This window comes from Coleofasciculus sp. (genome assembly GCF_046539235.1).
Taxonomy (GTDB): Bacteria; Cyanobacteriota; Cyanobacteriia; order Cyanobacteriales; family Coleofasciculaceae; genus Coleofasciculus.
In genome coordinates, this window is record NZ_JBKHHI010000020.1 from 14,727 (window position 1) to 29,869 (window position 15,143).

General features: G+C 45.1%; 12 protein-coding genes. 3 read left to right on the top strand and 9 right to left on the bottom strand.

Translation table 11 applies throughout. The features are described from left to right. Positions 1–6: 6 nt before the first annotated feature. The gene (locus tag ACLFWI_RS03740) at positions 7–165 is read right to left on the bottom strand and encodes a hypothetical protein (protein ID WP_446411798.1); all 159 of its coding nucleotides are present in this window, start codon (positions 163–165) and stop codon (positions 7–9) included. Between ACLFWI_RS03740 and thrB the strand changes: the two genes are divergently transcribed. The 3 genes from thrB (at position 143) to ACLFWI_RS03755 (ending at position 4,326) form a co-directional block, all read left to right on the top strand. Next, positions 143–1,102: a homoserine kinase gene (gene thrB / locus ACLFWI_RS03745; RefSeq protein ID WP_446411799.1), complete on the top strand. Its 960-nt coding sequence runs from the start codon at positions 143–145 to the stop codon at positions 1,100–1,102. The genes ACLFWI_RS03740 and thrB overlap by 23 nt on opposite strands. Positions 1,103–1,540: 438 nt before the next feature. After that, on the top strand, positions 1,541–2,065 hold the full coding sequence (locus ACLFWI_RS03750) for a pentapeptide repeat-containing protein (RefSeq protein WP_446411800.1): 525 nt from the start codon (positions 1,541–1,543) through the stop codon (positions 2,063–2,065). A gap of 347 nt (positions 2,066–2,412) precedes the next feature. Next, positions 2,413–4,326: a CHASE3 domain-containing protein gene (locus tag ACLFWI_RS03755; RefSeq protein ID WP_446411801.1), complete on the top strand. Its 1,914-nt coding sequence runs from the start codon at positions 2,413–2,415 to the stop codon at positions 4,324–4,326. Between the two features lie 69 nt (positions 4,327–4,395). Here the strand turns inward: ACLFWI_RS03755 and ACLFWI_RS03760 are convergent, their stop codons facing one another. From ACLFWI_RS03760 to ACLFWI_RS03795, 8 genes are all read right to left on the bottom strand, one after another. Continuing rightward, the gene (locus tag ACLFWI_RS03760) at positions 4,396–5,262 is read right to left on the bottom strand and encodes an Npun_R2479 family HD domain-containing metalloprotein (RefSeq protein WP_446406996.1); all 867 of its coding nucleotides are present in this window, start codon (positions 5,260–5,262) and stop codon (positions 4,396–4,398) included. Positions 5,263–5,563: 301 nt separating this feature from the next. Next, positions 5,564–6,502 carry a cysteine synthase A gene (cysK, locus tag ACLFWI_RS03765; protein ID WP_446406995.1) on the bottom strand — a complete coding sequence of 313 codons (939 nt, stop codon included), beginning with the start codon at positions 6,500–6,502 and terminating at the stop codon, positions 5,564–5,566. Between the two features lie 62 nt (positions 6,503–6,564). Beyond that, on the bottom strand, positions 6,565–9,222 hold the full coding sequence (locus tag ACLFWI_RS03770; protein ID WP_446411802.1) for a cyclic nucleotide-binding domain-containing protein: 2,658 nt from the start codon (positions 9,220–9,222) through the stop codon (positions 6,565–6,567). Between the two features lie 79 nt (positions 9,223–9,301). Next, positions 9,302–9,898, bottom strand: coding sequence for a ferritin-like domain-containing protein (locus ACLFWI_RS03775; protein WP_446411803.1), 597 nt, complete (start codon positions 9,896–9,898; stop codon positions 9,302–9,304). 201 nt (positions 9,899–10,099) lie between these two features. Next, a complete protein-coding gene (locus tag ACLFWI_RS03780) occupies positions 10,100–11,515 on the bottom strand; it encodes an MFS transporter (protein WP_446411804.1) in 1,416 nt (471 codons plus the stop codon). A gap of 255 nt (positions 11,516–11,770) precedes the next feature. Continuing rightward, on the bottom strand, positions 11,771–12,106 hold the full coding sequence (locus ACLFWI_RS03785; protein ID WP_446411805.1) for a DUF760 domain-containing protein: 336 nt from the start codon (positions 12,104–12,106) through the stop codon (positions 11,771–11,773). Positions 12,107–12,219: 113 nt separating this feature from the next. Continuing rightward, complete coding sequence (locus ACLFWI_RS03790; RefSeq protein ID WP_446411806.1) at positions 12,220–13,047, bottom strand: HAD-IIB family hydrolase; 828 nt, start codon at positions 13,045–13,047, stop codon at positions 12,220–12,222. A 70-nt stretch (positions 13,048–13,117) separates the two neighbouring features. Beyond that, complete coding sequence (locus ACLFWI_RS03795) at positions 13,118–14,650, bottom strand: hybrid sensor histidine kinase/response regulator (RefSeq protein ID WP_446411807.1); 1,533 nt, start codon at positions 14,648–14,650, stop codon at positions 13,118–13,120. Between the last annotated feature and the right edge of the window lie 493 nt (positions 14,651–15,143).

Consider the following 15,143-nt stretch of genomic DNA (forward strand, 5'->3'; position numbering starts at 1 on the left):
TACCAACTAAACAACTTCTAAGGCTTGAGATACCTGCTCTAAGGCAAGTTGGCGTTGTTGTGGATGATCCCAGTTTATATCCACTACATTGATACAGGGAATCTGGTAAGATTTCCCCTTGGCATCCTTAAATTCCTCCCGAATGTCTATCCATTCTCCCGTCACCGTTACCGTTCCCGCGACAACCGCCAACTTAGGACCCGGATTTGATTGCATTGGCGCCGCCTTAACCCTGTACAACAAGTTCACGTTTACTCGTCTGAGTTCGGATACTCCCTGGGAAACGGAACGGGCGGTGAGAATTCGGGTGTCGGGTGTCGAGGCAAACCAGGTAAAAACTGATCAAACGAATCTGGCTTACCAAGCCTTTCTGAAATTATACGACCAGATTGGTCAGACACCTCCCCCAGTCCAACTCAACATTGATTTAGATGTCCCCCTCGCCAGAGGGTTAGGAAGTTCCGCCACGGCGATTGTCGGCGGATTGGTTGGCGCTAACCAACTCGCTGGGGAACCCCTGAGTCAAACCGAAATCATGGAATTAGCGATCGCGCTGGAAGGACATCCAGATAATGTTGTCCCCGCTTTGTTGGGCGGCTGCCGTCTGGCGGCGCGGGGGGATGCGGTTCTCAAGGAATGGGAGATTTGTGATATTCCCTGGCATGATCAAATTATCCCTGTCGTCGCCGTTCCCAATTTTGAACTCTCCACCCAACAAGCGCGACAGGTACTCCCCACCCAAGTGAGTCGGGCAGATGCTATTTTCAATGTCGCCCATTTCGGGTTACTGATCCGCGCCTTGGCAACGGGACGCGGTGATTGGTTACAAACTGCTCTCCAGGATAAGTTACATCAACCCTATCGACAAGCATTGATTCCGGGCTATGAAGCGGTACAAACCGCCGCCTTAAAAGCGGGGGCTTATGGAGTGACGATTAGTGGCGCCGGTCCTACTCTGTTGGCGCTTGTCGATCCGATGCAAGCTGAAGCCGTAGTCACCGCCATGGCTGAGGCTTGGCAAGAGGTGGGAATTTCTGCCCAAGCGCGATCGCACTCGATTGAAACCCAGGGAACCCAAAGCGCGATCGCACCCGCCATTTAACCCGCCTTTCCCTCAATGTCGCGCCGAGTCGAAACCCTGTCCGACTAGCGAAGCGAAGGATCAACACTCAACACTCAGGGCGGGCTTTGAACAAACTTTATCGTCAATAGCGAAACGCGATTCCCTAAACCTACCCCTACACAGTCAAAACTTCCCCAATTCCTAGCTATGCCATAGAAAATCCTCTATGTTTTGACCAAGCACTTCTTATCCGATAATCTGAATAAGGTCTTAAAGTTTTGTTACATTGATCGATGAAACCCTATTTGTTTGATCACCAGTTTCTGGCATGAACTCAATGTTAGTCACTTGATTCAATAGCAATCTCAGCAATTTTTATGACTCCAAATCGACCCTATTTTAACCATTCTGAATAATTCAGAGAATTCTGACAAAACGATACTGCGATCACGTTGAAACTTGGAGGAGTCATACAAAGTGGCAAATGCGAACGATATAGTTGTCCTAAAACAAGGTGTTGAGAATTGGAATCGATGGCGACTGCGAAATATTAACTTAAATCAAAATCAGAGTAAAACCAATATACTCAAACTGAACTTTAGTAAGGTTGATCTGAGTGGATTAAATCTCAGTGAGTATAATTTGCAAAACTTCAACCTGAGTCGAGCTAACCTGAGTCGAGCTAACCTGAGTCGAGCTAACCTAAGTCGGGCTAATCTCTGTGAAGCAATTTGCCATACAAGCAACCTCAGTCAAGCCATTTTAATCGATACCAACCTCATGGCTGTTTTCTTAAGAAATGCTGACCTCAAAGGCGCCAATTTGAGAGGAGCGGATTTAACCAATGCGAATCTCAGTGGTGCTGATTTAACCGGCGCTAATCTCAGTGAAACAAACTTGAAAGGTGCAAATCTGAGAAATACCAATCTGAATCAGGCGAATCTTAATGGTGCGAATTTCAGTGGAGCAATTTTGAAAGGCGCGATTATTTCTCAAGTCTAGGTTGGTTGATAAATTGGGAATTTCCAGTTTCCCATACCCTGACATAAGGACAAAAGACAGAAGATAAATTTTTTTAACCAGCATTTGCCAAAACCGAGACTGTATCGGTAAAATGCTGGTTATATTCTTGAGATGAGGAAAGCGAGACGTATTTCTCTGGACAAATAATAAATAGCACAGCGGCGGCATTATTTTTCTGTGAAAAAAATAATTAATGCCAATTTTAGTTGGTCAAAAAATATCATTATTTTTATTTTTTCAGATTGCGGACAACTATAAATCATACCTGAATAGGTATTTTACAGCTTAACAGGAATCAGAGTTTTTTCAGTTAAACTCTACTCTTTATGATCAAATTATCGATACAACGCAAAATCATCCTCGGATTTGGACTAACCTCCAGCCTTATCGTTATCGTTAGCTTGAGTGGTTATTATAGCGCATTTCGCCTGAGAGACACGAATCGAAAAGAACTCTATGCCAAAAAAGTATTAACAAAACTGGAGGAAGTTTTAGCTGAAATTACGGATGCAGAAACAGGACAACGGGGTTATCTTCTCACGGGTGAGCAGCGCTATCTGGAACCCTATAAAAAAGCCATTGATAAAGTCGAAGATGATATTAAACAGCTAAAAGCCTTGACAGCAGACAAGCCTTACCATCAAAAAAAGTTAGATCTCGTCGTCCCCTTAATTAATGCCAAGTTTGCCGAACTTGAGCAAACCATTAACTTAAGAAACGAGCAAGGATTAGACGCCGCTTTAGCGATTGTCAACACGAACCAAGGTAAACTGATCATGGATCAGATCCGCCAAGTCTTCAGTCAAATGAAGGCTGAGGAAGAGCGGCTATTGCAGGCGCGATCGCAGCATACTCAAGTCACAGTCCAGAGTACGATTTGGATTTTCTCCATTGGACTGGCTTTTGACTTAGGCATCCTTATATTTGTCTATTCTAATATTTATCAAGAAATCAATCAACGGCTACAGGTTCAAGATCAATTACGAGACAGTGAAAGTCGGCTAACGCAATTCTTAGAAGCGATACCCGTCGGTGTTTTTGTCGTTGATCAAAACGGTAGACCCTACTATGCCAATCAGACGGCAAAGAAACTTTTTGGGCAAGGTCTAATTCCCACCAATCCTGCCAATCGGCTCCCCGAAATTTATCCAATTTATTCTCCTAAATCCGAGAAAGTATATCCCTCCAATCTTGAGCCAATTATCCAAGCGCTTAACGGTAAAAATTCCATCTATGAAGGGATAGAAATTCACCAGCCAGACAAAATAGTGCCGATTGAGGTTTTAGGAACCCCCATCTTTGATGATAAGGGAAATGTTAGCTACGCCATTGTCGTGCTGAACGATATCACCGAACGCAAACGGGGGGAAGCCGAACGACTCAAGTTTACAGGTCATCTCAATCAACTCAATCATGCTTTTTCTCGCTTTGTGCCGGGTCAATTTCTCCAGTTACTCAATAAAGAGACTATTATTGATGTTAAGTTAGGCGACCAAGTTGAGAAAGAAATGTCCGTGTTATTTTCGGATATTCGCGACTTCACTGCTCTTTCGGAAGGGATGACCCCTGAAGAGAATTTTAAATTCATCAATTCCTATCTATCCCGAATGGAACCCACTATTATTAAAAATAAAGGATTTATTGATAAATATATTGGGGATGCGATTATGGCACTCTTTAGTGGCGGTGCGGATGATGCGGTTAAAGCCGGAATTGCCATGTTGCATCAGTTAACTGAATATAATCAACATCGAGCTAACTGTAATTATCGAGCCATTCAACTAGGTATGGGCATTAATACAGGAACATTAATGCTAGGTACTGTGGGCGGATATAACCGCATGGATACCACCGTGATTAGTGATGCGGTTAATTTAGCGGCTCGTTTGGAAGGCTTAACCAAAAATTATGGCGTATCATTATTAATTTCTCACCACACGTTCAAACAATTACAAAACCCCTACGACTATGCTATCCGCATGATTGATCATGTCAAAGTCAAAGGCAAATCTGAACTGGTTACCGTCTATGAAATCTTTGATGCTGACTTACCGGAAGTCCGAGAGGGTAAATTGGCAAATCAAGACCGATTTGCCTTAGGGTTGTCTCTGTATAATCAACAGGCTTATGCAGAAGCGCTACAACTGTTTGAAGCCTGTTTGCGCCAAAACCCAGGGGATCAGGTGGCGCAAATTTATCAGCAACGCTGTCATCTCAATTCTAATACCAATTCTGTTTGAAGCAAGCCCCAACACCCTCCCGGAGTTTAAACTCCGGGCTAATCGCTTAAGCTTTAAATGCCGAATAGTTTAAACAAACATGGCAACCTTCTTTTGGTTTACCCTATTTTCCTGTTCAACCTGTAAGACATTACCATACAGATTGGCAATAATCTGTTGACCGATTCTGGTTACCTCTAAATAATCCAAAGCAGGTTGAATATATTGTAACACAATTGTCCCGAAAAAGTTGGGGTAGTTTTGCCGCAGTTCACCCGGATTGTGATAGCCTAAAATCTTATTTGCGCCACTTTCTTCAAACTCACCAAACAAGGCGGGAATCTTTTGTAAGTAACGTGGATCACTAAGTTGACCAATCAAATCAGCCGCACGAGTCAAACCCGGATAATTAATTGTATCTTGATGGGCGTTATCAGCGGGTACTGGGAAACGGGTTAACTCAATATTGCGTTTTACGATGGCACAATCAATAAAGGGATGAGTACCGAAATACTCGTCCACAAACTGCTTTCCTCGGTCAACATGATAGGACGTCAAACTCGCATCGGTTGCCCACTGGGGCAAGGATATCATCATATCATCAAGACCAATCACGTACAATCGTTGATCAGGTTGGTCATTTCGGCAAATGCCCTTAATATAGCCGATGTCATGGCATAACCAAGACACGATTGACGTGAGCCAATCTTGACGGGAAACGTTTCCTTCTAGGATATGTTTCCCTCGAAGGATTTCTTGTCCGACTAAGCTCACCAAAATGGTATGTTCAACATTGTGGTATAGAGCATCACTCTGGGTAATCTGTTCTAGAGCCACTTGCGCCACTCCAGCGATAACCTCAGCATAATCGGGTTGAGAATTTCCGTAAGTCTGGCGGTAGCCGACTTGTAGACGTTCGACACAATCGCGAACTAGCACCCCTGTTAAATTAAACATTGTTCTTCCCCTGTCATACTATCTAAATTTATAACCGAGTCGGGTATTTCAGCCCGGTTGGGCGGCTTTACCCTAGTAGATTCACAGATCAATCGGTGGGGAACACCTATTTATTAGTTTCGTTGATCATCTGGGTTATGTAAACCATCAAACTTCACAAAAATAAAATAATAGTTGGGATGAGCTCAAAATAGAAATTAATTTTATTTGTTAATCAAAAACTTTAAATATCATTTCTGTCTTAGTTTGAAATTCCCTAATCAGGTGATAGTTGTTCCATATATTATTTAATTCAATCAAGTTAAAAATCATGGACAAACATTGGTGTACTCAGATACCGTTCTCCACCACTGGGTTGAATCACCACAATCAGGCGATCGCGATTTTGGGGACGACAACCCACCTGTAACGCTGCATACACCGCCGCCCCCGCAGAAATGCCACTGATAATGCCTTCATCTCGCGCTAACTGACGCCCGATGTCATAGGCTTGCTCCTCACTTACCTGAATAATTTCGTCAATCAAATTCACCCGCAATACATCAGGAACAAACCCAGCACCAATTCCTTGTAAATTATGGATTCCCGCCGGTTTGCCACTTAAAACCGCACTCTTTGTTGGTTCAATCGCCACAATTTTCAGTTGGGGTTTTTGTTGTTTGAGATAGCGCCCCGCCCCGGTGAGTGTCCCCCCCGTGCCAACCCCTACCACAAGAATATCAACTTGTCCATCCGTGGCTTGCCAAATCTCTGGACCCGTGGTTTGATAATGGATTTTAGGGTTAGCCGGATTACTAAATTGTTGCGGGGAAAACGTATTCGGGAGAGTCGCCAGTAACTCGTTCGCCCGGGCGATCGCGCCAGCCATATCTGCTTTAGCGGGTGTCAGCATAACCTCCGCACCATAAGCTTTCACCAGTTGCTGACGCTCACGGCTCATGTTTTCTGGCATGGTTAAAATTAAGCGATAACCTTTAGCCGCACAAACCATAGCTAAACCAATACCCGTATTCCCCGATGTCGCCTCAATAATCGTCGAGACTCCCGGCTGAATCAATCCCGCCTCCTCCGCCTCCGCAATCATACTAATCGCGATTCTGTCTTTAATCGATTTGGCTGGATTCATCCCCTCCAGTTTTAAGACAATCGTGGCGACGCCGCCGTGACGTTGGGGAAGGCGTTGAAGTTGCACCAGGGAGGTGTTACCAATAACATCTGTAATGTTCGAGTAAATTTTCATGGATGGTAGATGGGAGGACAATTTCACTTATCTATAAAGTCTTAGGGAAATAAACCTGAAGTTCACCCCATCATTAATTCAAAGAAAACCACTGTAAAACCAGCCATCAGCACCAAATGAGGCAAATTGTTCCAGAACGGACGTTGGGTAATTTTCAACAACGGATAGATACTGAACAATAAAATCGACAGCAATGTCACCCCCTGTAAAAAACTCGCCACATCCATACTCCAAGTTAACGTCGGTAAATTCGCCCCCGAATAGCCAAAAGTACGAGCAATGACAGGTAAAATCTGACCTGCTTCCGTAATTCCGGCTGGCACATAATAGGCTAAATTTGCCGCTAACACCATCGGTAAATAGGCATAAATGACCTTTAAATAATCCGGCATGTCTCGGTCAAATAGACGCGCCACTTGATGGGTCAAATAGGTAGCGACAAAGGGAATCAGCAGCAACAACGTCACCACAGCTAACGCCGTCAACAAATGCTCAGAATCTAACGGAATATTCCCCCAACCAAACCAACCGAGAATCCGGTGCGAATAGTGCATAAAGACGCCGCCAAATAAGAGCAACATCAACGCCACTTCTGCCCAAAACCCTTGATGATTCTCCCATAAATCCGCCGCCGGAAATCGCAAATTAAACTGCACAGAACGGTTCGGACAAGCCTTAAGACAGGTCATACACAGCACACAATCTCGGTTATCCTGTAACTGGGCAGGATGGGAATAGAGAGGACAACCCCCTGTTGCTTGTCCTTCATTCGGTAGGGGATTACTAAAATTAACCGGTGTCGCCTCACTGCCTTTGTAACAGCTAAACGTACTGCATTGACTCCCACAAACTTGCTGCACTGAACGCACTTCGACCATAGAAAGTTTGGCAAACATCCCATTCATTCCGCCAATGGGACAGAGATAGCGACACCAGAGACGGCGTTCATAAATGACACTGCAAATTACCGCACCAGCAGCAATTGCAACTAATAACCAAGAGGATAGGTAAGGCCTATGGGGTAAATCCCAGAGTTTCTCCCACAAATAAATTGCCACAAATCCGGCAAATAACACCCAAGCGCCCCATTTATTTAACCATTTCGTGGGCCACGGTAAGAGTTGGCGCGGAAATATCCACAGGGAGACTTTTCTAATCCATTCACCTGTAATCATAAACGGACAAATAGCACACCAAAGACGACCCACAAAGGCAAATAAAAAGAGGTAGAGGGGCCACCACCATGCCCAGAAAAAATTCAAGGTGATGCTGGCATCTCGGCTTTGCGGACCGATATATCCCATAACTGTCACTGGGATAAAAATCGCCATGACGATAAACCAGAACCGTTGGGGCCACCAGTCACTTAGGAGAAATTTACGTAACCAAGGTAGTTGGTTGAGTAAATCGACGCGGAAGGCATTTTTCTGGGATTCTACGGACCAGAGAACTTGTTCAGGAATCACCGATTGTCCGGCGGGTGTCATGAAAACAGCGCGTTGCAGAATTCCTTCGAGTTCAGCAATATTTCCGGGATAGTCATAACTGATTAAGCGGCGCAAATTGGCTTGATCCAGTTGCATGATTTCCTGCCGTTGGCGACAGAATTTATGGAGGAAATGGCGAGCAAATTCGGGAATGTCTCCTTTACGTTGGGGGAGGCTAAATAGTTTGATAGCATGGATGTCTACCCCAGATAGGGCAATTTTCTGGGGACTGGCGAGGATCAGGCGCACCCAGGATTGGACAAGGGGTGGTGGTGAGGATTCCCCATTTTCGGGGTTGGGATTGGGGGTAAGGCTGCCTGTTTTGATATAGTGAGTGAGGCGATCGCGCTCTGGGGAACTTAAGAGATGGACATTATCAATCAGTAAGCTACCTCGTTCGAGGAGTTCAATCACCCCCAGTTGTTCTCCCTGTTTGCCAAATAAGGCATCAGTATTCACGACACCCGCTTCAGTTTTAGGTAACTCGGCGCAGTCAATTTCGGCAAACTGACGGTTTTGCAGGGCTGATCCAGCATGAATTAACCCAGCCAGGAAGGTTTTACCACTCCCGGCTGGGGCTTGAAACATTACAGGTTTTAGGTCATCCTGGGCTTGTTGAATCTGCGATCGCAGTTTTTTGGTGGCTTTACTCGTACCTATAATCGCTTCTCCCCTGGGTACGGGCTGAATATAGGGCTGTAGCCCCTGAATTCTCGCCTGTTCCTTTGCCATTCGCATGGCAAAGTTGGCTAAGTCTTGCGCCAGTAGGGTATTAATTGCCCCTTGAAAGTCTGGATAGGTGCGACAAAGGCGGCGAAACTCGGCTTGTCCGAGAAACCAAATTTCACTTTTAGTCAGGGCGATGGCGCTGGCGCGATAGCTGGCTGTGTCTTGGTTTTCCACTAATGGCACATAGCCAAAGGTTTCCCCCGCATTGCGATAGGTAATATGGGTTCTCCCCACTAGAGAATGGCGATAAATCTCCACGGTTCCCCATTTGAGTAGATACAAACCCGCCGGCTTTAACCCTTGGCGATAGATTTCGCTTCCCGGTTCCACTTTCAGGGGTTGGAATGCTTGCGCCATGGTTTGAATGGTTGAGTCGCTGAGTTCTCCCCAAACTCGGTGAAAACTCAACCAGTTACAGGATTCCTGGATTTCCTGATCATCTAGATTTGTGCCGACATCAGGGGTAGGTTGCATAGGTAGTTGTTCAATCTGGCTGGCTGTCATAAATTGCCCCGGAAAACCTTAAATATGTCTTAATTATTGGTTAATAACAAATGACCAATCACAAATGACAAATGACCCGTTACAATCGACGATAACAGCGCTCAAAAGCCGGTAAATGGCGATTAGCGGAAGCGTCACGCAATTGGGAGAAAGCGGCAGAGATATCAGGTTTCTGGACAAAGGATAAGAAACGATCGTACATTTTTAGATTCTCTATTTCGCCGTCTATGCTGATTTTACAGGCGGTTTTTAGGCTATCGGGTGCCTCAATCGTTCCGGTAAACGTATCTGCTGGTACTGGCACTCCATACTTTATGAACAGGGTTTCCAATCGTTGAGCGTGTCTGGCTTCGGCATGAACAATATTACTAAATGGTCGCACAGTACCGAACTTATTGATAACCGCTTCGTAGAAGGCGCGGGCTTTATATTCATCTTCGATGGCTTCAACCAACGCGGCTTGGGTTTCGTGGTTGAGTTGATTCACAACATTACTGGGTTGTGAAAAGCCTTCTCCAGAGCAGGATAGAGGTTTGGAGAGAGGTTGTCTAGATCCCGTCAAAAGTAAGGGAAATCGACAATCTCTGTGTCGCCGTCGCCGATGGTTATCCGTCTCCAAGGTTCTCTGGCGACGCCGACGATGCCTGTGCTGCCGTTGGTTATGGTGAATATCCATTGATTTTAACCCATCTCTATCTCTATCGTTGCTTGATCCAGGAATCAACGAGGCATCTGTGTAAATTTTATTCTAATTATTTTATATTACTACACAGTTATTTAACAATCTTGGCGTTTCATACGTAGTCTCCCCCATCTCCCCCATCTTCCCCATCTCCCAGACGTAGCATGAGGAGTCTCTACAAGCTCCCCCATCTCTTTACGTTTCCGTATTCCGGCGTTCGATGAGTTTCAGCAGGATTTCTCCATGGAAGGAACGACTAATCGGATAGAAGTACGCCCAAACTAAACCGCCGATGAGGACAATAGCGGGAATCGGACCAATCAGCAGGCGAATCGCCCATAATGCGGAATCGGGTTGAGTCACAGGTAACTGTTCGGATGTGGTGGAGATGAACCCAGACATGTCTAGGGCTTTACCCACGAGGAAAAGTGCGATCGCGACGGCAATTTTGTGTAATTGTACAACTAATCCGTAGAAAATTCCTTCCCGTCGTTGTCCGGTATTGAGTTCGTCGAAATCAACAACATCGGGAAGCATTGACCAGGGTACAATATAAGCCGTAGACAAACCCAGCCCCACAAATACCGCCAGAACATACATTAATCCCACTTGATTGGGTTGTAAGAAACACAGTCCCAGCAACGCGCATAAGCTGAACGGGATACCCATGCCATAGATAGCACGTTTACCCACACGTTTGGCGATCGCACTCCAGACAAACGTCATGCTTAGGGCGGTTCCTTGAACGGTTAGTGCGGTTTGGGTAAAGTGATGATCGGGTAATCCCATCCAATGAATCACAAAATAGGGGAGAATCGCCGCCGTTGTTTGCAGACTTAACCAAGAACACAAATAAATCCCAATTACACAAATAAAAGGGAAGTTACTGAACGCAATCCGAAACTGTTGGGTGATGGGTAAAAAAGATACTTGAGTCATGGATTCCCGTTGGGCTTCGATTTGCTTATAACGCTTATGCGTTCCCCAAACACAAAGGAAAACCGCTAATGTGGCGACGATTGCACAAATTGTTCCCAGAATCCGATATTCAAGAGCTGGCTCATCAATCTGGGCAAAAATAATCTGGGCTAAACCCAGGGAAAAAATACTTGCACCGATACTAAACGCGGCTTTAAAGCTAATTAAACCAATGCGCTCATCATAGCCTTGAGTCAGTTCAGCCGCTAACGCATTATGGGTGAGGACAACCGAGGTATAAGCAGCATAAAATAGAATCCCAATTCCGCCGTAATAGGCAAACAGTAGCCATTGATTCGAGGTTGGGGGTACAAACCACTGTAAGCTAAAGCCAATCCCCAAGGGAATCGCCCCAATCAGCATCCAGGGGTAACGCCGCCCTAAAGGGGAACGAGTGCGATCGCTCAAATACCCGATCATCGGATCATTAATCGCATCCCAAACCTTGCCAATCAGCAAAACACTCCCCGCCAAGGTGGGATTTAACCCCGCGACATTGGTGAGGAAAAACAATAAGAAAAATACTAAGATATTACCCGGAATCTCCCCGCCGAGTTCTCCAACTCCATAAGCGACTTTGGTTGGCAGATTCAATTTTCCAGGGGGAGTTTTTGGGGGAAGTGGATTAGCCATCAGGGCAGCTTACAACTCATTTCGAGTGATCATCCCACTTCTGATAGCAAATGACAAGTTCGTTCTTCGTCTTTTGTCCTTTGTACCAGAAGTCCCCGTCTTCTTAGAAAAGTCGCGGATCTGGCTTAGATATACTGTACTTCATCAATCACTAAATAAGCTGTAAGCGTCTCACTGGGGAGAGAAATCTTATATTTTCCTTTGCCTTTTGCCGTTTGACTTCCCTCACCACAACGCTTATTCAGCAAGCCCTAATTAATTATCATGCATTTCAGCTACTTCGTGCAGCGACTTTTCAAACTCCATGCGTTGTTGAGCATTGCGGAGAAAGTAACCGCTCATCATCGCAGAAACTAATAACCGACTCAGATTTTCGCGGTTGGTCGTAACAGTGACATTAAAATGCTCGTGAGGGAGTGCGCCTAACATTCCGATTAGGTTGCGTTCCATCACCTGAACCACTTCCGGATCGGGTTTAGAGAGTTGAGCAACGGTTTCTGGATGCAGAGACTGAACATATTGCCAGAGTAAGTTACCGCCTTCGCCTTCGCCATCAAAAAATTCTGGAACTCGATTGGACAGATTGTTCATAATAGCTAGAGTCGTTTGTTTTCCTATCTCTTATCTCTTACTTTAAGCAATCTTCTAGTCCTCGCCTAGTGAGTGCAACCGAACACCTGTGACGGATTTTACGACGTGTTGTTTTACAACCCCATCTTCCTCAAGACAACCCCCCTCACCACTTCCGCCCAACCCTGAGAACCGGGTGCGGGTGCGACTTGCCATCCTTTACCGGATAATCCGGGATGAATCCCTTTATTTCCAGGAACAATTATGGGAAGATCCACCGCTTCTAGCATCTCCAAGTCATTGGGACTATTGCCTAAACCCAGGGTAGTAATTTTGGCATTGGGTTGAGCGGATTGGTAGGAGTCTACCAACCACTGTACTGCTTTTCCTTTGCCTGCTCCAGCATCGAGCAAATGACAGAAGCGATCGCCAACAACTATCCGGTATCCTAAGTCTTGTACAATTTCGTTAAGGCGTTCTGGTGTTACCTTCTTAGGAGTCAGAAAGGGTTCGGTAAACTCCCGCGCCTTGGCTTGTTTGGCTTCTTGGGAGGACAATCCTGTCAACTGACAAATCTCCGCTTCACTCATATCCCCAAATCCCCGCAACGGTTGATTGAGAATGGTGGCTATTTTCTCTAATCCCTGTCTAGCTTCACTATAGATACAACCCAAACGATGCAGATGATACCCCGCGCCTTGGTTACTTTTGGGTAAGGTTAAGTGGTTATAATCGAGGGGAACAAAGATACCGCTACCATTTTCCACAATAAACGGATCATTGATTTGTAAGGATTGGCGTAGCGTTTCGACTTCTAGACGTGTCTTACTGGTAACCGGAATAACCGGAACCTGATTTTCCTTGAGGATATTGATAACTGGAACAGCTTTCTGATAACTATAGGTTTCAGAATCTAGAATTGTGCCATCTAAGTCGGTGAAAATGATTAAAACCTTTGTCATTGTAAGATAAACTTCTAAGAATCCACTTCCATTAATCTGAATGAACTCTCCCAATTATGGATACTCACCCTTACTGAACTGATTCTTGATAAACTGGCAACGTAAAATAAAAGGTACTCCCAGAACCTAGGGTACTTTCCGCCCAAATTTCCCCCCCATGTTGCTGGATAATGCTGCGGCAAATCGCCAATCCTAAACCGGTACCTCCTTTTTGGCGAGAATCGGAAACATCGACTTGCTGAAATCGCCCAAAGATGCGTTCAAGGTGTTCCGTGGGAATTCCGCGTCCTTGGTCGGTAACTTGAAATAAAATAAAATCTGACTGATGTTGGGCACCCACGGTAATCGTGGTATTACTTTCAGAAAACTTGATCGCATTACTCAACAGATTCGTCAGGGTTTGAATAATTGTATCAGGGGCAACATAGACTTGAGCCGATAGGGGAGTCACCTGGATAGAAATTGCCGCCGCCTTCGCGATCGCATCTATCGCTTCGACGGAATGTTTGATTAAATCTGCCACATCGCAGACTTCCTTGACTAAGGTTACTTGACCAGAATCCAAACGTTCTAAACTGAGAATATCATTCACCAGGCGCCCTAAGCGATCGCAGTCTCCCGCCGCAATATCTAACATCCGTTTGGCTTTGTCGGGTTGATTATCATAGACTCCCATCTTAAGCAAACCCAGAGAACCGCGCATTGAGGTGAGTGGGGTGCGAAGTTCATGACTCACTAGGGAGATAAATTCATTTTTCATCCGTTCCACCGCTTGACGCTGGGTAATATCTTCACCAATACTCATCAATCCGGCGATCGCGCCAGTAATATCTCGGAGTACGGTATTATTCCAAGCAATCACTCGTTCTTCACCGGATTTGGTCAGAATGGAGTTCTGGTAGTAGGCGTGGCTGTTGTGGTATAAAAGTTCATGGAAAGCCTGTTTAAGCTGCTGCTGATCGGAGAATGGGATAAATGTATTGAACCAGTTTTTGCCTAAAACTTCGTCTTGAGTATAGCCAGTTAAGCCTAAGCCAAAGGGGTTCATATACTCCACATCCCCCTTCCAGTCTAAGCCGACAACCAACAGTTGCACATTCTCTAACAGCGATCGCCATCGACGTTCCGTTTCTTGTAGGATCTGTTGTGTCTGATGACGCACGCGAATCTCTTGCTGTAAACAGGCATTTTGTTCAGTGAGTTGCTGGGTTAACGCCCGCAGTTTCAGGTGAGTCTGGACGCGAAGTAACACCTCTTCAAGCTGAATTGGCTTGCTGATATAGTCTACAGCACCCAGCTTTAGCCCCTTAATCTTGTAACTCGGATTGGCGCGATCGACAACTGCTGTCATCAAAATAACTGGAATATCTTTAGTTTCCTCCTGCGCTTTTAAACGACGACAGACTTCAAACCCGTCCATTTCTGGCATCACCACATCCAACAAAATTAGATCCGGTAAGGTTATTGCCAAAGTTTTTAGCGCTTGGACACCACTTTTAACCGCGAGGACGTTAAATCCTGCTTTCATTAAAAAATCTGAGACTAATTGCAGATTAGCCACAGTATCATCAACCAATAAGATTTGGGGCAAGGAGGAGGACATGAACAGACTGGCATGACTGAATTTTGCAAAAAGCGGCACGTTGCCATTTTTATTGTTGCATAAGTGGGTGAGTTTGAACTCAGACCTGGCATCATTTTCAGCCCGCCTATTTTTTTCGCTCAATTTTACTTTACCTGTAATTAAACTATCCATTAAAGGAGAGTTTTTGCCTAAACCTAATTAATTAAAAGCTTAACTAATTTTTAAGTGATGGGAAAACCAGTTTGAGACTCGACATGTAAAAACATCGGGCTAGGATTTGCCTATAAAAATACATACTCACCCCTTTGATGTTTAACAGGAAGTCAGGGCGGGTTTAGTCACATCCGGGCAAGACAAGAAACGATAGTAGTGAAACCCGCCCCTACACACTCACGCACCATGTCCTCCAATCAAGTGAAGGGTCAACACTCAAAACTTACCTCCTTAATAGCTTAGTCAAGCGCCGATAGCTTGGCGTAACCATTGAATTTGACCCAATTGTTCCGTTTTA